Genomic DNA, 20368 nt, shown 5'->3' on the forward strand with positions numbered 1-20368 from the left:
GCCCGTATGGCTGACAGATATCCGTCGGCTGTACGGGCCTCTTCGCAGCACAAGGCTGCTCCTACACTGATCGCGTCAGGCTTAGAGGACGGGCTTGCGCGCCGCGCCGCTGCGGGCCTTGGCCATGGCCGCAAGGCGCACCGCGACGTTGGCCGCGCCGTATCCGGTATAGCCACCCTTGCGCTGGATGATTTCGAAGAAGAAGCGCTCTTCGAACGGTTCGGTGTACACGTGGAACAGCTCGCCGCCCTGGGCGTCGCGGTCGTACAGCACGTTGTAGTACGCCAGTTCGCTGAGGAACTCGTCGTCGAAATCGAAGCGCGCCGCCAGGTCGTCGTAATAGTTCAGCGGGATTTCCAGCAGCGGCACCCCAGCCAGCTTGGCACGCGCCACTTCACGGAAGATGTCGTCACAATCGAAGGCGATGTGATGCACCCCCGAACCGCGGTAGCTGGACAATGCATGGGCAATGGCGGTGTTGCGGTTTTCCGAGATGTTCAGCGGCAGGCGCAAGGTGCCGCACTGGCTGCGCAGCGCGCGGCTCTTGACCAGGCCATACGGGTCGGGCAGCACCACTTCGTCGTCGGCGGCGAAGTCGAACAGGCTCTTGTAGAACAGCACCCAGCTGTCCAGCGACTCGGCTGGCAAGGCCAGGGCCATATGATCGATGCGGCGCAGGCCGCCCGTGGCAGTGGCGCTGTTGTCCAGGCTGAAATCGGTGTCGTACAGCGTGTGGCCAGCGGTGCCCTGCTCCACCAGGTACAGCAGGCTGCCGTCCGGTGCGCGTACCGCCGGTACTTCGCACTCGTTGGGGCCGACCAGGCCACGGAACGGCTGGCCACGGAAGGCGGTGGCGCGCTTCAGGGCGGCTTGCGGGTCCTTGACCCGCAGCGCGGTGGCGCACAGCGACGGGCCGTGGGCCTCGAAAAAGTTGTGGCCGAAGGAGTACGGCTCGGCGTTCAGGACAATGTTGATATCGCCCTGGCGCAGCAGTTGCACGTCCTTGCTGCGGTGCTTGCCGGCTTCGGCAAAGCCAAGGCGCTTCAGCCAGTTGCCCAGGCGCGCGCCGACGGCTTCGTCGACCGCAAATTCAAGGAACTCCACGCCGTCATAGGCGCTGGCCGCTGGCGGGGTGAACAGCACGCCAGGTTCGATCGGCGTGTTTTCCTGCTCCAGGCGCAAGCGGGCCTGTTCTTCGAGGTACAGCAGCGAACGCAGGCCGTCGGCGGCATTCTGCCGGGTGGGCGCGGCGCGGAAGCCGTCGTTGAAGATTTCCAGCGACAGCGGGCCACGGTAGCCAGTGGCGAGAATCGGCGCCAGGAAACCGGCCATGTCCATTTCGCCCTGCCCCGGGAAGCAGCGGAAGTGGCGGCTCCACTCCAGTACGTCCATGGCCAGGATCGGCGCGTCGGCCATCTGCACGAAGAAGATCTTGTCGCCGGGGATGTCGCGGATCGCGCTTGGGTCGCCCTTCAGCGACAGGGTGTGGAAGCTGTCGAGGATCACCCCGAGGGCCGGGTGGTCGGCCTGGCGCACCAGGTTCCAGACTTGCTGGTAGGTGTTGACGTGGCGGCCCCAGGCCAGGGCTTCATAGCCAATGCGCAGGCCGCGTTTGCCGGCATGCTCGCCCAACAGGCGCAGGTCGTCGACCAGCAGTTGTTCATCACCCAGCGCATCGGCCTGGACGTTGCTGCACACCAGCACCAGGTCGGTGCCCAGCTCTTGCATCAGGTCGAACTTGCGCTCGGCGCGGTCGAGGTTTTTCTGCAGGCGGTCGCGGCGGCAGCCTTCAAAATCGCGGAACGGCTGGAACAGGGTGATGGCTATCCCTAAGTCGGCGCACATCTGGCGCACCTGGCGCGGGCTGCCAGCGTAATAGAGCAGATCGTTTTCAAAAATCTCGACGCCGTCAAAACCGGCGGCGGCGATGGCTTCGAGCTTTTCCGGCAGGGTGCCGCTCAAGGACACGGTAGCGATCGAACGCTGCATGGCGGGAGTTCCTTGTTGTTAGAAAATGACGGTGCCAGTCAGGTAAAAACCACTGTCACAGTTTATGGCACGATCGATTATTCGCAGGTAAAGTCGTCGCTTCAATCTCTTTGTACGGAATGGTTAGTTTTGCGTTCGATTATCGCACAAAACCCGTTTTAACGAATTGCTAGACCGCTGGACCGTGGTCAACATGAACCACAGACGCAGGCACACCGACCACTGCCTCCTGCCTTGGCGAACCAACGGCGGAACCTGCGCAAACAACAATAACAACGGAGACAACGATGGCTCACTCCAGCTCGCAAGCCAAAAAAGCGACCGCCAGTGGATGGATAGGCTCGGCACTCGAGTACTACGACTTCTTCATCTACGCCCAGGCCGCTGCACTGATTTTCCCGCAGATCTTCTTCCCCAATACCGACCCGAAAATGGCCATCATTGCCTCGCTGGCCACCTACGGCGTGGGCTACCTGGCGCGTCCGGTCGGTGCTTTCGTGCTGGGCCACTGGGGTGACACCCGCGGCCGCAAGAACGTACTGCTGCTGTGCATGTTCCTGATGGGTCTGTCGACCATGGCGGTAGGCCTGCTGCCTACCTACCACGACATCGGCTACCTCGCGCCGGCCTTGCTGGTGGTGCTGCGCCTGATCCAGGGCTTTGCCGTGGCCGGGGAAATCTCCGGGGCCAGTTCCATGATCATGGAGCACGCGCCGTTCGGCCGAAGAGGCTACTACGCCAGCTTCACCCTGCAAGGCGTGCAAGCGGGCCAGGTGCTGGCAGCGGCAGTGTTCCTGCCACTGGCCTACTTCATGCCTAGCGAAGCCTTCACCGAATGGGGCTGGCGCATTCCGTTCCTGATGAGCGCGGTGGTACTGATCGCAGGCTTCATCATCCGCAAGGAAGTGCATGAAACCCCGGCCTTCGTGAAGGAAGAGAAGCAGGACAAGGTTGCCAAGTCGCCCATCAGCGAGGCCTTCCGCCACAGCTGGAAGCACATGGTGCTGGTGATGTTCATGGCCCTGATGAACGTGATCCCGGTGGTGGCCACCATCTTCGGTGCGGCCTACGCGGTGCAGCCGGCCTATGGCATCGGCTTCGACAAGAGCGTGTACCTGTGGATTCCGGTAGTCGGCAACATCGTCGCGGTGCTGGTGATTCCGTTTATCGGCAACCTGTCCGACAAGATCGGCCGTCGCCCGACCATGATCGCCGGTTGCCTGGGCTCTGGCCTGCTGGCCTTCGTCTACCTGTATGCGATCAGCATCCAGAACGTACCGATGGCGTTCGCCGCCTCGATCGTGATGTGGGGCATGGTCTACCAGGGTTACAACGCGGTGTTCCCAAGCTTCTACCCAGAGCTGTTCCACACCCGCTACCGCGTTTCGGCCATGGCCATCGCACAGAACATCGGCACCATGCTGACCGCCATGCTGCCGGCGCTGTTCGCCCTGGTTGCACCGCCTGGCTCGGACAACATTCCGCTGGTGGTTGGTAGCCTGGCGTTCTTCATCACCTGCGTGTGCGCCCTGGCGGCCTACATCGCCCCGGAAACCCACCGCCTGGCGATGGAAGACCTGGGTAACCCGGACGCCAAGCCGATGGAGAAAGAAGCGTATGAGGCTAGCCGTAAAGGTAGCCTTCAGGCAGTGAGCCACTGATAGACCGCTGGGGCTGCTTTGCAGCCCATTCGCGGCACAAGGCCGCTCCTACAGGGAACCGCGTAAGCCTGGGCTAATGCGATCCACCTGTAGGAGCGGCCTTGTGCCGCGAATGGGCCGCAACGCGGCCCCGGCAATATCAGCCTTGAACCACTTCTTGCAGCCGCTCCCAAAGCTTCTCGACATGCTCCCGCTCAGTCGGCAGCGCACCCACCGACACCCGCACCATCCACCGCCCGTCCAGCGTAGCCGGCGTCACATACGCATCCCCGGACGCATTCAACCGCTCGGCCCACGCCTTGGTATGCGCATCCAGCGCCTCCCCTTCCAGCCCCGCCGGCCGATGGCGAATGCACAAGGTCTGCAATTGCACCGGCGCCAACACTTCCCACTGCGCCGCCGCCCCGACCTGCTCCGCCAGCCACCTGGCATTGTCCAGGTCACGCCGCAACCGTGCCTGCAACGCTTCAACACCCTCGCTGCGCAACATGAACCACAGCTTCAACGCGCGGAACCGACGGCCCAGCGGTATGCCCCAGTCACGCAGGTTTTTCACCTCGCCATCCACCGCCGATTGCAGGTAGCTGGGGTTGGTGCTCATCACCCGGATCAGGTGTTGTGGATCACGCACGTAGTAGATCGAGCAGTCGAAGGCCACGCCCAGCCACTTGTGCGCATTGACCACCACCGAATCGGCCAGCTCGATGCCGTCCCACATCCAGCGGCACTCGGGCAGGATCATCGCCGACCCGGCCATGGCCGAATCCACATGCAGCCACAGGCCATGGGCCTGGGCGATCTCGCCGATCGGGCGCAGCGGGTCCAGCGCGGTGGTGGTGGTGGTGCCGGTGGTGGCCACCACGGCGCATGGCTGGTTGCCCGCTGCCAGGTCCTGCTCGATGGCGGCCTGCAGCGCCTCCGGGCGCAAGGCATAGCGTTCGTCGGTCGGGATCAGGCGGATGTTGTCGCGGCCAAAGCCGGCCAGCAGCGCGGCCTTGTCCACCGAGCTGTGGGCGTGGGCGCTGACGTAGACGATCAGGGGCTTGGCCTGGGCTTGCAAGCCGCCGCGCACCAGGGCGTAGTCGCTGGCGCGCTCGCGGGCGCTGATCAACGCCACCAGAGTGCTGGTCGATGCGGTGTCCTGGATCACCCCGCTCCATTGGCCCGACAGGCCGAGCAACTGGCGCAGCCAGTCGAGGGTGGTTTCTTCCAGCTCGCTCAGGGCTGGGCTGGATTGCCATGACAGGCCTAGCACGCCCAGGCCGGTGCTGAGGAAGTCGCCCAGTACCGAGGACAGGGTGCCGTTGGAGGGGAAGTAGCCGTAGAAGTCCGGGTGCTGCCAATGGGACAGGCCGGGCATGACCAGTTGGTTGACGTCATCGAGGATGGCTTCGAAGGGCTCACCTTGCTGGGGAGCGCTGTCGGGCAAGGCCGCCTTGAGGTAGCCAGGCTCGACCTGGGCCATGACCGGGCGTTCGCCGACGGTCTGGCGGTAGTCGGCAATCAGGTCGATCAGTTGGTGGCCGTACTGGCGGAATTGTTCGGGGGTCACGTGGGCTCTCCTGGCAGTGATTTGCCGCCTGTGCCGGCCTCTTCGCGGGTAAACCCGCTCCCACACGGTTTGGCGCAACCTGTGTGGGAGCGGGTTTACCCGCGAAGAGGCCGGCACAAACAACACAATGCCCCCAGTCTAGGCACCTGTGCCAAACCGAATAACCCCACATCGTGCATACCTGCTATGGCAAACCCGCATGCCCCCCCTGCACGCCGAACTGCGACTGACGCCACAGCTCGAACACCCGGTTGCGCAACCAGCGGTGCTCGGCCGAAGCCTGCAGGCGCTGGTGCCACACCACCCAGTAGCGCTGGCTGTGGTCAATGAAGCCCAGCGGCCGCCAGGCCAGGTCATGCAGGCGGCACAGTTGCCGGGCGATGTGCTCGGGTACGGTGGCCACGGCCTGGCTGTTGGCAATGACCTTCACGGTGGCGGAAAAAAACGGCACCTCCAGGCTGACCCGCCGCTGCAGGCCCTGGGCACGCAGGTGGCGGTCGATGAAGCTGTCCTTGTCGCCACCGCCGGAAATGCGCACATGCTTGTGCGCCAGGTAATCGGCCTGGCTGAGCGCGGCATGGGCGGCCAGCGGGTGGTCGTGGCGCATCAGGCACACCGCACGGTCCTCACCCAGCAAGCGCCCGTGCAGGTTGGGGGGCGACTCGTCGAACAAGGTGGTGGCCAGGTCGATTTCGCCGCTGGCCAGCAATGCATACTGACCGGCCTGCCAGGTACGGTATTCCAGCGATACCCCTGGTGCTTCGTGTTCCAGCGCGGCCACCAGCAGCGGCAGCATGTGCTCGGCCACGTAGTCGGAGGCGGCCAGGCAGAAGCGCCGCTCGCAGCGCGCCGGGTCGAACACCGCAGGCTGGCGCAGGGCGTGCAGCTCTTCGAGGACCTGGCGTAGCGGTTCGACCAAGGCTTCGGCGTGTTCGCTGAGTACGTAGCCGCGGCCTTGGCGCACCAGCAACGGGTCGTCGAAGGCTTCGCGCAGGTGGGCCAGCTGGCGGCTGAGGGCCGACTGGCTGACACCCAGGCGCTCGGCGGTGTGGCTGAGGTTTTTCAGCTGCAGCAGGTGGTCGAGGGTGCGCAGGTGGGCGAGGCTGAGGGAGGCGAAGGTGGGGTTCATCGAGGGTTCGGCTCCAGACCGCAGGCGAGGGCTTTGCCCTCGTTTCGCGGCACAAGGCCGCTCCTACAGGGAATGCATAACCCCTGTGGGAGCGGCCTTGCGTCGCGAATGGGCCGCAACGCGGCCCCGGCTTTTTAGGCAGTCAGACCAACGTAGACGTTCTGCACGTCATCGTTCTCGTCGATCGCCTCGAGGAACGCTTCAACCTCGGCCAGCGCCTCGGCGCTCAGGCTGGCGGCGCTCACCGGGTTTTTCGGGGTATAGCCGAGTTTTGCCGCGGTCACGGTGAAGCCGTGGTCCGGCAGCGCCTTCTGCACGGCATCCAGGTCGGTGGTGTCGGTAATGAACAAGGTCGAGCCCTCTTCTTCACCTTCCTCGAAGTCCTGGGCGCCGGCTTCGATGGCGGCCATTTCCGGGTCGGCGTCGCCTTCCGGGGTGGCTTCGATCAGGCCGACATGGTTGAAGTCCCAGGCCACCGAGCCGCTGGCACCCAGCTGGCCCTTGCGGAACAGCACACGGATTTGCGCAACGGTGCGGTTGACGTTGTCGGTCAGGCATTCGACGATCAACGGCACCTGATGCGGGGCGAAGCCTTCGTAGCTGACGGCATGGTACTGCACAGCCTCACCATCCAGGCCAGCGCCTTTCTTGATGGCACGCTCCAGGGTCTCACGGGTCATCGACGCTTTCTTGGCCTGGACGATAGCCAGACGCAGCCGCGGGTTCATGTCCGGGTCGGCCCCAGACTTGGCAGCAATCTGAATTTCCTTGGCTAGCTTGCCCATGACCTTGCCTTTGGCATTGGCCGCGGTTTCTCTATGTTTGGCTTTCCACTGTGCGCCCATGTCAACTCTCTTGTTTCAGCGGCCGGTTCAGGAAGCGACCGGCCAAAAGTGGGTGCATTTTATACGCCCTCAGGCATGGGATCGACAAGAAATCTCATCAGCCTTTATCGGCTTTGCCTGCCGCCGCGGCAAACCGTGCCAGGCGTACATCCAGCCGGCGGGGCCGCAGGCCGTGGTCCTCGGCGCGCTCCTTGCGGCGGATGGCGTTGCGCACCACCAGCGAACCCAGGTAGCGGATCGGCTCAGGCGGGAACAGCCCCAACGGCCCCTTGACCAGCGGCGAACGCGTCCAGGGGTTGTCCAGCCCCAGTGCCAGCGACGAAAGAATCTGCCCACCCATATGGCACGGGCCCACACCGCTGCCGGAGTAACCAAAGCCGTAGAACACGTTGCCCTGCCCGTCCAACCGGCCAAAGAACGGCAAACCGGTTACCGAGCGGTCCGACGGCCCGTTCCAGCTGGCCGCCAGTGGCACCTCGGCCAAGGCCGGGAAAAACCCGCCAAGGGTTTCGCGCAGCAATGGCCGGTATGGCGACGGCTGGTCGAAGACCGGCAACATGCGCCCGCCGTAGGCGAACGTGTTGCCGCCCTTGCCGAGCATCAGCCGGCCATCGGAGGTGTTGTGGTAGTAGTGCACGAATATCCGCGAGTCGAGCACGCTGATGCCACTGTCCAGCCCGGTCTGGCGCAGCAGCTCGGGGCACGGTTCGGTAATGACCATGTCGCTGGAAACGATCGCCACGCTGCGCTCGAACTGCGGGAAAGCCCGCGCCATCCAGGCATTGAGGCCCAGCACCACGCGGTCGGCGCGCACGGTGCCATGAGCGGTGCGTACCTGCACCGGGGCACCGTGCTCCAGGCCGGTCATGGCGGTGCCTTCATGAATGCGCACACCGCGCTGCAAGGCCACCTGGCGCAGGCCGCGCACCAGCTTGCCCGGCTGCACCGTGGCTGCCGCCGGCGAGAACCAGCCCTCCAGGTGCCGCGCCGAACCCGCCAGGCGCTGCACCTGTTCCAACGGCAGGCGACGGAACGAATTGATGCCCTTCTGCTCCAGCGCGGCGATCACCCCGTCCGTGGCGCCGACCTGGGCCGCGTTGGTGGCCGTGTACAGCGTGCCGTCCAGGCGGTAGTCACAGTCAATGCCGTTGGCCGCGCAGAACGCCCCGATGTCACCGATGCTGCGCTCCGACTCGCGCACCAGGCGCACCGCCTCCGCCATGCCGAACAGGCGCTCGAGGGTGAAGTACTTGGCCGACCAGGACAATGCGCAGCCGCCGTTGCGGCCACTGGCGCCGGCGCCGCAGATGTCGGCTTCGATCAGCACCACATCCAGGGCCGGCACCGCTTCCTTGAGCATCAATGCCGTCCACAGGCCGGTGTAGCCGCCGCCGACGATGCACACATCGCAGCGGGCATCGCCTTGCAGCGGCGGGCACACCGCCTCCTGCGTGGAATCCAGGGCTTGTTGCAGCCAGAAGGGTCTCATTCGCTCGCTTTCCTTTCAGGTACGCAGTGGCTTGATTGCCATGCTGGTATTCGGTGCCACGTCGTTGCTTTGCACACTGCTGGCCGGGCGGCTGTTCCAGTGCGGCAGCAACACCAGCGCCGAGAACAGCGCGCAGCCAGCGAACACGATGAACACCGTGACGCCGTCGAAGTAACCCGGCAGCAGCCCACCCAGCACCGCCCCCACCGAGCCGCAACCATTGACGAAGCCGGCAGCAGTGGCACCGGCCTTGGCGGTGCCGAAGTCGATGGCGGCGGCGCCGCTGATCATTGAGTCGGGCCCGTACAGGGTCAGGCCCATGACGAACAGCAAGGCCACCACCATCATCACGCTACCGGTGTGCATGGCCGCCATGAACGCCGCCAGGGTCACAGTCAGCAATACCAGGCTGATCACGCAGGCCGGCATGCGCCGTGCGCCGAACAACTTGTCGGAGGCCAGGCCGATCATGATCGGGCCAAGCAGGCCCGCCAGCTCGAAGGCGGTCGGGATGATTGCCGCACCAACCTTGCCGACCGAGGGCATCTGCTCGAACACGATGACCGGCCCCCATAGCAGAATGGCGTAGCGCGCCGGCTTCAACAGGAAGTACGCAAGCCCCAAGGTCAGCACGGTGCGGTTGCGCAGGATCTCCCTCAGCGGCGCCCACACGCTGCACAGGTTGTCGGCCGGGGCCATGCTCTGCGGCTCCGGCTCCACCGCCGGCAGGCCGACATCCTCAGGCTTGTTGCGCTGCAGGAAGAAGAACAGCACGGCCACCAGCGCCACCACGGCGGCACTGGAGAAGAACGCTGCATGCCAGGTGCCGACCAGGGTATAGGCCCACCACCCGGCGAACGGTGAGGCCACCAGCCCGCCGAAGGCGTAGCAGGAACTCCACAGGCCCAGTACCCGCCCACGCTGCGAGGCCGGGAAGAAGCTGCCGATGTTCTTGCACAACCCGGCCCAGCCGGTGGACTGCGCCAGCCCCTGAACCAGCATGCAGGTGGCAAAGATCGGGAAGGTGGCGTAGCTGCCCATCACCACCGCTGCCACTGCAGAAATCAGCAACCCGCCTAGCACCACCACACGCGGGCCGAAGCGGTCGGCGAGCATGCCCCAGGTGAACTGGCCCACGGCGTAGGCGGCCAGGTAGATGGCATCGAGGTTGGCCATGGCGGCTTTGTCGAGCATGAAGCCTGGGTCTTCAGCGATGCCCAGCTTGGCTACCGAGAAGGCTTTGCGGGTGAAGTAGAAGGCGGCGTAGGCCAGCCAGGTGATGGCGAAAATCTGGATGCGCCAGCGTTTGAACGCGGCTAGGGATTGATTCATGTGAGTCTGACCTCTTGCTCAAGTGTGCCGGCAGAATGTGAAGAAACGCCTGTCTTGTTCTTGTGTTACGCACAGCGATGACGAGGCAGTCATCGGGTCAGGTGGCGCCGTGTGGGCACCAAGGCCTTGGCGGCATTTGTGATGCTGGCATCGGGCTGACATGCATGGAAACAGTTGCGCTAAGATAAATAAAATCGATTTATCGTATTTCACACATAAGCCCAGCTTGTTACTGAGGTCAGCCATGTCGGTTTCACACGCTCAACTCAAGGCCTTCCATGCGGTGGCCGTGCACGGCAGCTTTACCCGCGCTGCGCAAAAGCTGTTCCTTACCCAGCCAGCGGTGTCGGACCAGGTGCGCAAACTGGAGGAGCGCTTCGGCGTGTTGCTGTTCCACCGCAACAAGCGTTCGGTGCAGCTCACCGACCTTGGCGAGCGCCTGCTGGGCATCAGCCAGCGCCTGTTCGCCTGCGAGGCCGAGGCGCTGGACCTGCTGCAGGATTCGCGCGCGCTGCACACCGGCAGCCTGGTGCTGGCGGTGGATGCGCCGGTGCACGTGCTGCCGCAGATCGCCCGCTTCTGCCAGCGCTACCCGGGCATCCAGGTGAAGATCGAAACCGGCAACACCGACGAGTCGCTGGCCCGGCTGTTCAGTTACCAGGCCGACCTTGCCCTGCTCGGCCGGGACGTCGACGATGAGCGCCTGCATTGCCTGCCGCTGCGCCGCGACCCGATGGTGGCGTTTGTTTCGCACAACCACCCGTGGGCCAGCCGTGGTTCGATCAGCCTGGCCGATCTGGACGACACGCCATTGGTGCTGCGCGAGCCCGGCTCGGTGACGCGGCAGACGCTGGAAGAAGAGATGCAACGGGCGGGCTTGCGCATTCGCCCGGCGATACAGGTGGAAGGCCGAGAAGCGGCGCGTGAGGCGGTGGTGGTGGGGATTGGCGTGGGCGTGGTATCAGCGGCGGAGTTTGGCGCCGATGCGCGGGTGTGCGCATTGCCGATCGTGGATTGTCAGCGGCATTTGACCGAGACGCTGGTGTGCCTGAGCGAGCAGCGTACGCGGCGGGTGGTGGCGACCTTTTTGCAGATGGTCGAAGAAGGTTTGTAAGCCTGTACCGGCCCTTTCGCAGCACAAGGCTGCTCCTACAGGTTATTGCATTTCCCTGTAGGAGCAGCCTTGTGCTGCGAAGAGGCCAATGCAGGCAACCCAACTATGCTGGGATAACCTCAACCCACAAACCGACCACCCATGCTCTACCGCCTGGCCGCCGACACCCTGGTCCTGCTGCACCTGGCCTTCATCCTGCTGGTGCTGTTCGGCGGCCTGCTGGTGCTCAAGTGGCGCCCCGCCCTGCTCGTCCACCTGCCGGCCCTGACCTGGGGCCTGGCGGTGGAGTGCCTGCACCTGGGCTGCCCGCTCACCAGCTGGGAAAACCGCATGCGCAGCGCCGCCGGTGACGCGGGGTACCAGGGCGGCTTTGTCGAGCACTACATCTGGCCGCTGATCTACCCCGCCGGGCTGACCCCGCACACTCAATTGCTGTTGGGCAGCATCGTGCTGCTGCTCAACCTCGGCATCTACAGCTACGTGGCCGGGCGCTGGCGACGGCCTAGCGGGTAGCGATCACGAACAACCGCGGGAACGGCAGCAGCACCTTGCCATCGGTGGCCGGCGGGTAGTCGCGCTGCATGGCCTGCAGGTACATCTGCAGGAAATCCGCCTGCTCCTGGTCATCGAGCCTGGCCAGGTAAGGCCGCAACGCCGAGCCCTTGAACCACTCCACCACTGCTTCGGCGCCACCTACCAAAGGATGGTGATACGTGGTACGCCACACATCCACCCGCGCACACAACGGGCTGAGCAAATCGTAGTAGAACGCCGCACCGTGCCGTGGCGGCAACTGGAAATCGGCAAACTTCGCCGCCCAGGGGCCTTGGCTGGCAATCTCGCGCAACTGCCGATGGGCCGGTTCGTCGAGGTTGTCGGGGGTTTGCACGGCCAGGCTGGCGCCTTCGCTCAACTGCCGCACCAGGTGCGGGTACAGCGAGGCGTGGTCAGGTACCCATTGCAGCGAGGCATTGGCCAGGATCAGGTCCTGCGGCTCGGGGGCAGACCAGCCAGCAATGTCGGCGATGACCGTACGTACCCGCGGGATGCACAGCCGCTTGCGCTCGCGGGCCTTGTCGATCATGTCCGGGTCGCTGTCCAGCGCCGTCACCTGGGCATCGGGGTAGCGTTGCAGCAACACCTCGGTGGAATTGCCCGGGCCGCAACCCAGGTCGGTGGCGTGGCGCACCGGGCGTGGCGGGATGGCGGCGAGCAGGTCGCGTACAGCGCGGGTACGTTCGTCTTCGAACAGGGAATACTGGGTGGCGGACCAGGCCATGTGCGGCTCCTTTGGGCGGGCAATGTGTCTAGCATATGCCATCTGTCGCCCGACGGGCCCGTTCCGAAACCTGGACGCGATCTTTGTGGGAACAACTGTCTTGTTCAAAATCCAGGAGTTTGCGCGATCACTGTGGGAGCGGGCGTGCCCGCGAACACCGGCGAAGCCGGTGCCATCCACCACGCTGGGTTCTTCGCGGGCATGCCCGCTCCCACAGGGACCGCGCAGGCTTCAGGCTTATGCAGTACCTGTGGGACCGTGTGCGGGCCGTCAGAAATCCCAGCGGGTGGTCACCATGACGTTGCGCGGTTCGCCGTAATAGCCACTGTAGAACGTGGTATCCAGCGCACTGAGGTACTTCTTGTCGAACAGGTTGTTGACGTTCAGCGTGGTGGAAAGCTGGTCGGTGATCTGATACCGGCCCATCAGGTTGAACACGGCGAACTGCTCTTGCCTGGCCTTGACCGTGCCCAGCTCGGCAGGCGCGGCAGTGAAGTGTGTGCCGCTCTGCCAGTTCATGCCGCCACCCACGGTCAGGCGGTCCAGCTCGCCCGGCAGGCGGTAGGTGGTCCACAGCTTGACCATGTTGGCCGGAAACACCGTGTTGATGCGCTCGCCGTCGGAATCCTTGATGATGCTGTGGTTGTAGCTGGCGCTAAGGTTCCAGCCCGGCTGCAACTCGCCGCTGGCTTCCACTTCAAAGCCGCGTGTGGTGGCTCCGGAAATCGCTTGATACGCTGCCGTGGTGGTACCCGGCACGACCTGGCCTGGGTCGACCACGGCCAGGTTGTCCTGCTTGATCTCGAACGCAGCGACGCTGGTTTGCAAGCGCCCGTCAAAGTACTCGCTTTTCAGGCCGACTTCGTAGTTGTCGCCCTCGCGCGGTGCCAGCGTCGCGCCGCTGGCATCACGTACCGTCTGCGGCTTGAAGATGCTGGTGTAGCTGGCATAGACCGAGTGAATGTCGTTCAGCGCGTAGACCACACCGGCATAGGGCGTTACCACGCCGCTTTCACGGTTACCCGGGATCTTGTTCGGCTGCGTGCTGAGGTCGTAGCGGTAGCGATAGTTGCTGACCCGGGCCCCCAGGATCACCGACAGGTCGTCGGTGGGCCGCAGGCGCGTGGCCAGGTAGGTACCGCTCTGGTAGATGCTGGTGTCGCCGTCGTACAGCTTGCCGTTGCCGGTGTCGGGCTCGGTGGTGTAGTTGTCCCAGGTGTAGAAGTTGACCCGGGTGCCTTCGATTGCGGTGCCGCGCAGCGGGTCGTGGTGGTTCTGGTAGCGGGAGAAGTTGTAGCCCAGCACCAGGTCATGTTCGCGGCCGAATGCCTGGAACGGCCCCTTGAGCTGCGCATCCACACCCACCTGCTTCTGCCAGGTACTGCCGGCGCCGCCGTACAGGCGCACGCCTTCGCCGGTCTGCTTGTCGGGGAAGCCCCAGCTGGCGGTGGCCAGGCGGTAGTCGTCGCGGTTGATGTACATCTGGTTCACCGCCAGCCGCAGGCTCCAGTCGTGGCTCAGTTCCTGTTCGAGGCTGGCGAACGTGTTCAGTGCGTCCTGGGGGTTGCTGCTCCAGCGCGCGGCGCTGTTGGTGGAGCGGGAAAAATCGGTTTGCTCACCATTGCTGTAGAGCAGCGGGAACGCCACCGAAGAGGAGCCCTCTGGCCGGTTGCGCTGATAGTCGGCGCCCACGGTGAGCAAGGTGGTGTCGCTCAGGTCGGCCTCGAGGATGCCGTAGAACACCTGTTTTTCCTGGTGGTAGTGGTCGACGAAGCTGTCGTTCTGCTGATAGGCGGCAACCATGCGCCCGCGCACATTGCCGGTGGGGGTCAACGGCCCGGACAAGTCGACCTCGGTGCGGTACTTGTTCCACGACCCCAAGCCGGCGCTGACATGCCCCTTGAACTCGGCGGTGGGCCGTTTGCGCACCAGGTTGATGGTGGCGGACGGGTCACCGGCGCCGGTCAGCAGGCCGGTGGCACCACGCAGCACCTCCACATGGTCATAGATGGCCATGTCGGCCAGGCTCTGCGCCGACACCTGGCTGACGATATCGAGGGTGGTGGGGATGCCGTCGAACTGGTAGTTGTCTACCGAATAGCCACGCGAGTAGATGTTGAACCGCTCACTGCCCAGGCTTTGGACCGACAGGCCAGGGGTTTGCTGCAGCACTTCGGTGAGGTCGTTCAGGCCCTGGTCGTCCATGCGCTGGCGGGTGACCACGCTGATCGACTGCGGCGTTTCGCGCGGCGACAGGTCAAGCCCTGTACCGGCGCGCGTAGTGCCCAAGGTGTAGGCACCGGTGCCGTCGGTGCTGTTGCCGTAACGCTGGCTGTCGATGTTGGTAGCGCCCAGCTCCAGCGCCGAGCCACTGGCCGGCGCGCCGATCAGGTAACCCTCCCCGGCCCGCTGCAGTTGCAGGCCAGAGCCGGCAAGCAGTTGTTGCAAGGCCTGGGCGACGCTCATGCGCCCTTGCACGGCCGCCGCCTGACGGCCCTCGGCAGCATCGGTGGAAAACAGGATGCGGGTGCCGGTCTGCTGGGCAAGGGCGTTTAGCGAACGGTCCAGGCGTTGTGCCGGGATGTCCAGGCTGAAGGTGGCGTCCTGCGCCTGGACGGTGGCGCAGGTCAGCAGGCTGGCAGCCAGCAGCGTCAGCGGTGAAAGGTGGTTACCCATGTGTTCCCCATACGATTCAAGTGACTTCATGGGGATGGCGGTTGGCCATGGATGAATGTTGATGTGCCAATGAAAATAATTATTGGTTCCCTGTTGTGGTGCTTTCGCGGGCTTGCCCGCGAAAGGGCCAGAACAGGCGATCAATCAACTCGGCCAATGACCAGCCCACCATCAGCCGCGCGCACCACCGTCACAGGCAACACCGCAGGCAACTGCTCCAGCAGTGCCCGCACCTGTCGGCTGTCGAACTCACCCGACAAGCGCAAACCACCGGTGCCTTCATCCGCCAGCCGCAGCGGCACTTCGCTGTAGCGCTGCAAATCCACAATCGCATCGCGCAGCGGTGTGCCATCAAAACGCAACACCGAGCTGCGCCAGGCCTCCATCGCACCTGACGCCACGGCCTGCACCTCGCCCAACTCGCCAGCAGCAGCAAGCAATTGCTGCCCGCCCCGCAGTGGCTGCACAGCGCCGTGCCCACTGCCGACCTCGACCGCACCCTCCAGCACCCCTACCCGCACGCCACGCACATCACTGCGCACGTCGAACACCGTACCGATATCACGTACCCGCACGCCCTGGCTGCGGACAGTGAACGGCGCCTCGGCATGCACTACGGTAAACCGCGCCTGCCCTTCGAACAGCTCCAGTTGCCGGCTGCGCAGGCGCCGTTCAATCTGCAGGCGGCTACCGGAGTCCAGCAGCACCTGGCTGCCGTCCGCCAGCACCAGCTCGCGCTGCGCGCCCACGGCCACCCGCACCTGCTCGGTATGCCAGGCAGGGTCCAGCCACCACAGGCTGCCCGCCAGCAGCAACGACAACAGGCTGGCCTTGGCCGCCTTGCCAGCCTTGCGCCGGCGTGCGGTCATGGCTTTGCCTTCGGCGAGCAACGCCTCGCGAGACGCCACCCGCTCACGCAGGGCCTCGCTGAACGCCTCCAACGGGTCGCCCTCGGGCTTGCTTTCACGCTTGCCCTGGCTCATGCCTGCGCCTCGCCGTGCAGGCGCCGGGCCGGTTCCCAGCGGCTGGCGATGGTACGCAGCGCCCGGTTGAAGTGCTGGGTGACCATGTTGACCGAAATCTCCAGCTCGGCGGCGATCTCACGCTGAGCCATGCCATGGATGCGGTGCAGCAGGAACACCTGGCGCTGACGTGCCGGCAGGGCCTCGATAATCGCCAGCAGGGCATGCAGCTGTTGTTCGAAATCCAGCTCGCGGGCACCGTCCCAGCCGTCCAGGGCCGGTTCGTCATGGTTGGCGGCGGCCAGATAATCCGCGCGCAGCGATTCGGCGCGCACCCGGTCGATGGCCCGGTTGAAGGTGACCTTGCGCAAAAATGCCAGCGGCAGCGAAATGCGCTGGCGGGGTGGTTTGTCGAGAATCTGCAGGTACACATCGTGAACCAGGTCGCGGGCAAAATGGCGGTCGCGAAAGCGCTGGCGGATGTAGCGGACCAGGTCGTCATAGTGCAACGCCAGCGCGTCAAGCAGTTCCTGGTTGGGCGGAGTGTTGGGCATGAAGGGCCGGCGCCAAGTGATAATGCTTCGCATTGTAGAGGCCGGCACAGGCATTTGTCAGCCAATGGCCAGCAACCCTGCCGGAACTGGCTGGCTATGCTTCAGGTCATCCCTTACATGCGCATGCCCATGAAGACCTACATCGCCCTCGCCATCCTGGCCCTGATTGCCGCCGCCGCCCTGCTCGGCTCGCCGTGGATGAACCAGCGCTTTCACATGCCCGCAGAAAAACCCCAGGCCCAACAACGCGAAACGGCCGGGTCCCCAAGGGAGCCGGCCGTTTCCACGCACAAGTGACGCTTAGTGTTGCTTGCTGCTGCCAGAGCGGATCTGGTGCACCACACCCATTGCCACCACGACTGCTGCCGCGATACCGGTGGAGATCACCAGGATCTGGTAGTCAGGCATGAAGGCCATGGTGACCAGGGCGGCCACGATGAACGCGATCACCAGGTAGGTCAGCCACGGGAACAGCCACATCTTCAGGCGCACTTCCTTGCCTTCGGCAATCAGCTTGCGGCGCATGCGCAGCTGCGAGAAAGCAATCACCAGGTACACCAGCAGGGCGATCATGCCCGTGGTGTTCATCAGGGTATCCAGCACGTCTTTCGGGCGCAGGGTCTCGCTGAAGTTGATCAGCGCACACACCACGGCCACGGCGCACGAGCCCATGATCGCATACACCGGTACACCGGTGCCGGCACGGGTGATCTTGAAGAACGACGGCGCATCGCCACGCTGGGCCAGGGAGAACAGCATGCGCGAAGCGGTGTAGTGGCCCGAGATCAGGCAGCTGCTCACCGAGGTCAGCACCACGAAGTTCATCAGCAGCTCGGCATACGGCACGCCCAGCAGTTCCAGGGTACGGCGGTAGGCGCCATAGCCGGAAACGCCCAGGTGCGGGTCGTTCCACGGTACCAGGCAGACGATCAGGAAGATCGAACCGACGTAGAACAGGCACACACGCCATACCACCGAGTTGGTTGCCTTGACGATCTGCGCGGCCGGGTCTTTGGCTTCGGAAGCGGCGATGGTGACGATTTCGGCGCCCAGGAAGGCGAACATCACCCCGAGCAATGCACCGATCACGGTGGTGATGCCGTTGGGCATGAAGCCTTCGGCGGTGAGGTGGCTGATGCCACGCACTTCACCGAACTGCCAGACGTTCATCACGGCAGCGGTACACACGATCAGGAAGCAGACGATCGCGATCACCTTGATCAAGGCGAACCAGAACTCGAACTCACCGTAGTGCTTGACGTTGAAGAAGTTGACGGTGATCAGCAACAGGGTCGTGGCCAGCACGAACACGTTGACGCTGACGTCGGGGAAGAAGCCATGCAGGATCTTGCCCGCCACATAGGCTTCCCAGGCCATGAGGATGACCCAGTACCACCAGTACAGCCAGCCGATGGTGAAACCGGCCCAGCGGCCAATGGCGCGGTCGGCGTAGGTGGAGAACGAGCCGGTGTCTGGCGAGGAAGTCGCCATTTCACCCAGCATGCGCATGATCAGCACCACCAGGATGCCGCCCGCCAGGTAGGCCAGGACAGCGGCTGGGCCGGCGCTGTGGATCACGCTGCCGGAACCGACGAACAAGGCGCCGCCAATTACCCCGGCGATCGACATCATCGTCAGGTGGCGCGACTTCAGCGAGGCACTGAGCTTGCTCTCGTGCCCGCTTTTCGCGGTGGTGGTTGTGGATGTTGCGTCCATCAGTTGTGTACCCCGTGCTTCTTTTTATCCAAGGAAAACCGTGAAACCCCGATGGCTGGCGGCTTCACCTGTACATCAGTGCTAATGCGGGCAGGATGGTGTGAACGAACACACGCAGGCCCTCCATGGCGGCCTGCTGACGCGCCCCAGGACGACTGCCTGGAGCGAACTGAACATGCTTTATGTGGCGATATCCGACACCTAATGTAAAAATGTCCGACGCAGAGAGCCATGCACAGTGGCATGAATCTCGCACTGCACTGTACAGGTCGCCCTTGCAGTACACCCTGCAGACGCCAGGCGATACGCACCCTGAAGGCCCCGAATGTTCGAATTACACCCAGACTCTTCCACCCCGTTGGTCAACCAGATCATCGACGGGTTGCGTGAGTTGATCGACAACCAGACCCTCAAGCCGGGCGCCAAGGTGCCGTCTATCCGCGCCTTTGCCGCGAGCTATTCGGTGAGTACCTTCACCGTGGTCGAGGCCTATGATCGCCTGGTCGCCCAGGGGCTGCTGGTGAGCCGTGGCAATGCGGGGTTCTTCGTCAACCGTGCGGCGGGCGAACTGCTGGACCGGCACAATACCGAGGCCGACGCCAGTCGACCAACGTTCAACTCCGAGTGGTACCTGCAGCAGATCTTCGAGATCCGCCAGTTGCCGTACAAACCAGGGTGCGGCTGGCTGCCCAACGACTGGATGTACGAAGAAGGCCTGCGTCGGGGGCTGCGCCAGGTGGCGGGCAGCCCGCTGGAACTGTCGGGCTACGGCGACCCCATGGGCCTGATGGAGTTGCGTGCACTGACCGCGCAGAACCTGCAGCAAGAGCTGTCGATTGTCGCCAACCCGGCGCAACTGATGCTCACCCACGGCGCCAGCCAGGCCCTGGACCTGGCCGCCCGCACGCTGGTACGCCCAGGCGATGTGGTGCTGGTGGACGACCCGGGCTACCCCAACCTGATGAGCATCCTGCGTACCCAGGGCGCAACCTTGGTCGGCGTGCCACGCACACCGGCCGGCTACGACCTGAACCAGCTGGAGCAGCTGCTCACCCACCACCGCCCGACGGCGTTCTTCACCCAGCCGCACCTGCACAGCCCGACCTGCTCACGCACCCCGCTGCCGCAGTTGCACCGCCTGCTGCAACTGGCCAGCCAGCACGGCTTCCGCCTGGTGGAAAACAACCTGTACGCCGACATGGTCGCCGAACCGCAGCCATGCCTGGCCAGCCTGGACCACCTGCAGCAGGTGGTGTACGTGGGCAGCTACTCGAAGAGCATTTCGCCCAACGTGCGGGTGGGCTACATGCTGGCCAACCCCGAGCTGATGCAGAAACTGCTGCACCTTAAAATGCGCTCAGGCCTGACCACTTCGCAGGTGATGGAGCGTGTGGTGTACGCCGCGATCATCGACGGCCGCTGGCGCAAGCACCTCAAGCGCCTGCGCCAGCGGCTGGCCGAGGCCCATCAGGAAGTTGGCCGGCATCTGCATCGATTGGGCTTCGAACTGTTCACCGAATCGGATGAAGGCATGTACATCTGGACCCGCCACCCGGCCATTCCGGACAGTGCCGCGTTGCTGGATGATGCGCTGGAGAAAGGCATCATGCTCGGGCCTGGGCAATTGTTCATGGTGGACGCCAAGGCCACCGGGTGGATGCGCTTCAACGTGGCGTTCAGTACCGATCCGGCGATGTGGGAGTTGTTGGAGAAGGTGTTCGTCAAGCATGTGCGGCGGGGTGGGATCTAGTTCGCCACAACATCTTCAGCGCCTGTGAGATCGAGCGCCGCCCGCGCGGCGCATCGCCGGCAAGCCAGCTCCCACATCTGTTTCGGGCCAGTTAATCCTGCACCTTGGGCGCGCGAACCCTTGGTGTATGGCAGGATCTTGCTGAAAAGCAGCGGCGCCACCTTCAATATCGAAGGGAACTAACAAGGCGAGCAGCGGTGACCCCACAGAAGTGACTGGCCCGAAACAAATGTGGGAGCTGGCTTGCCGGCGATGCGCCGCGCGGGCGGCGCTCGATCTCACAGGCGATGAAGATGCTGTGGCGTGCACCTATTAGCTCC

At 64.3% G+C, this 20368-nt stretch carries 16 protein-coding genes; 5 read left to right on the top strand and 11 right to left on the bottom strand.

Features of this window, described 5'->3' with window-relative positions; all coding sequences use genetic code 11:
- Nucleotides 1–81 precede the first annotated feature (81 nt).
- Complete coding sequence (gene quiC / locus ABOC32_RS21770; protein WP_426808819.1) at nucleotides 82–1989, bottom strand: 3-dehydroshikimate dehydratase QuiC; 1908 nt, start codon at nucleotides 1987–1989, stop codon at nucleotides 82–84.
- A 287-nt stretch (nucleotides 1990–2276) separates the two neighbouring features.
- On the opposite strand from quiC, the gene ABOC32_RS21775 reads away from it, so the two are divergent.
- The gene (locus ABOC32_RS21775) at nucleotides 2277–3650 is read left to right on the top strand and encodes an MFS transporter (protein ID WP_426808820.1); all 1374 of its coding nucleotides are present in this window, start codon (nucleotides 2277–2279) and stop codon (nucleotides 3648–3650) included.
- A 139-nt stretch (nucleotides 3651–3789) separates the two neighbouring features.
- On the opposite strand, the gene ABOC32_RS21780 is transcribed toward ABOC32_RS21775, so the two are convergent.
- The 5 genes from ABOC32_RS21780 to ABOC32_RS21800 form a co-directional block, all read right to left on the bottom strand.
- Nucleotides 3790–5202, bottom strand: a complete 1413-nt coding sequence (locus ABOC32_RS21780) for a DOPA decarboxylase (protein WP_426808821.1) — start codon at nucleotides 5200–5202, stop codon at nucleotides 3790–3792.
- 184 nt (nucleotides 5203–5386) lie between these two features.
- A complete protein-coding gene (locus ABOC32_RS21785) occupies nucleotides 5387–6331 on the bottom strand; it encodes a LysR family transcriptional regulator (RefSeq protein WP_426808822.1) in 945 nt (314 codons plus the stop codon).
- A 134-nt stretch (nucleotides 6332–6465) separates the two neighbouring features.
- Nucleotides 6466–7176 (bottom strand): YebC/PmpR family DNA-binding transcriptional regulator, encoded by a 711-nt coding sequence (locus ABOC32_RS21790; RefSeq protein WP_426808823.1) that lies wholly within the window; start codon nucleotides 7174–7176, stop codon nucleotides 6466–6468.
- A 97-nt stretch (nucleotides 7177–7273) separates the two neighbouring features.
- Complete coding sequence (locus ABOC32_RS21795; protein WP_426808824.1) at nucleotides 7274–8665, bottom strand: FAD-dependent oxidoreductase; 1392 nt, start codon at nucleotides 8663–8665, stop codon at nucleotides 7274–7276.
- 15 nt (nucleotides 8666–8680) lie between these two features.
- Nucleotides 8681–9997: an MFS transporter gene (locus ABOC32_RS21800; protein ID WP_426808825.1), complete on the bottom strand. Its 1317-nt coding sequence runs from the start codon at nucleotides 9995–9997 to the stop codon at nucleotides 8681–8683.
- Between the two features lie 244 nt (nucleotides 9998–10241).
- Between ABOC32_RS21800 and ABOC32_RS21805 the strand changes: the two genes are divergently transcribed.
- Both ABOC32_RS21805 and ABOC32_RS21810 read left to right on the top strand, forming a co-directional pair.
- Nucleotides 10242–11111: a LysR substrate-binding domain-containing protein gene (locus ABOC32_RS21805; RefSeq protein WP_043200917.1), complete on the top strand. Its 870-nt coding sequence runs from the start codon at nucleotides 10242–10244 to the stop codon at nucleotides 11109–11111.
- A 141-nt stretch (nucleotides 11112–11252) separates the two neighbouring features.
- Nucleotides 11253–11624: a DUF2784 domain-containing protein gene (locus tag ABOC32_RS21810; protein ID WP_426808826.1), complete on the top strand. Its 372-nt coding sequence runs from the start codon at nucleotides 11253–11255 to the stop codon at nucleotides 11622–11624.
- Here the strand turns inward: ABOC32_RS21810 and tam are convergent.
- The 4 genes from tam to ABOC32_RS21830 form a co-directional block, all read right to left on the bottom strand.
- Nucleotides 11614–12390: a trans-aconitate 2-methyltransferase gene (gene tam, locus ABOC32_RS21815; protein WP_043200923.1), complete on the bottom strand. Its 777-nt coding sequence runs from the start codon at nucleotides 12388–12390 to the stop codon at nucleotides 11614–11616. The two genes, ABOC32_RS21810 and tam, sit on opposite strands and share 11 nt — an antisense overlap.
- A gap of 270 nt (nucleotides 12391–12660) precedes the next feature.
- Nucleotides 12661–15066 carry a TonB-dependent siderophore receptor gene (locus tag ABOC32_RS21820; RefSeq protein ID WP_426808827.1) on the bottom strand — a complete coding sequence of 802 codons (2406 nt, stop codon included), beginning with the start codon at nucleotides 15064–15066 and terminating at the stop codon, nucleotides 12661–12663.
- 140 nt (nucleotides 15067–15206) lie between these two features.
- Complete coding sequence (locus ABOC32_RS21825; RefSeq protein WP_426808828.1) at nucleotides 15207–16049, bottom strand: FecR family protein; 843 nt, start codon at nucleotides 16047–16049, stop codon at nucleotides 15207–15209.
- Nucleotides 16046–16582, bottom strand: a complete 537-nt coding sequence (locus ABOC32_RS21830; RefSeq protein WP_426808829.1) for an RNA polymerase sigma factor — start codon at nucleotides 16580–16582, stop codon at nucleotides 16046–16048. The genes ABOC32_RS21825 and ABOC32_RS21830 overlap by 4 nt, the downstream gene beginning before the upstream one ends.
- A 117-nt stretch (nucleotides 16583–16699) precedes the next feature.
- Here ABOC32_RS21830 and ABOC32_RS21835 point away from each other — a divergent pair, with 117 nt between their 5' ends.
- Complete coding sequence (locus tag ABOC32_RS21835; protein WP_426811642.1) at nucleotides 16700–16879, top strand: hypothetical protein; 180 nt, start codon at nucleotides 16700–16702, stop codon at nucleotides 16877–16879.
- Nucleotides 16880–16882: 3 nt separating this feature from the next.
- Here ABOC32_RS21835 and ABOC32_RS21840 read toward each other — a convergent pair whose 3' ends face one another.
- Nucleotides 16883–18298: an amino acid permease gene (locus ABOC32_RS21840; protein WP_016500412.1), complete on the bottom strand. Its 1416-nt coding sequence runs from the start codon at nucleotides 18296–18298 to the stop codon at nucleotides 16883–16885.
- 325 nt (nucleotides 18299–18623) lie between these two features.
- On the opposite strand from ABOC32_RS21840, the gene ABOC32_RS21845 reads away from it, so the two are divergent.
- Nucleotides 18624–20048 carry a PLP-dependent aminotransferase family protein gene (locus ABOC32_RS21845; RefSeq protein ID WP_426808830.1) on the top strand — a complete coding sequence of 475 codons (1425 nt, stop codon included), beginning with the start codon at nucleotides 18624–18626 and terminating at the stop codon, nucleotides 20046–20048.
- Nucleotides 20049–20368: the final 320 nt, after the last annotated feature.

This window comes from Pseudomonas sp. WOUb67, assembly GCF_050058005.1.
GTDB classification, from domain to species: Bacteria; Pseudomonadota; Gammaproteobacteria; order Pseudomonadales; family Pseudomonadaceae; genus Aquipseudomonas; species Aquipseudomonas putida_R.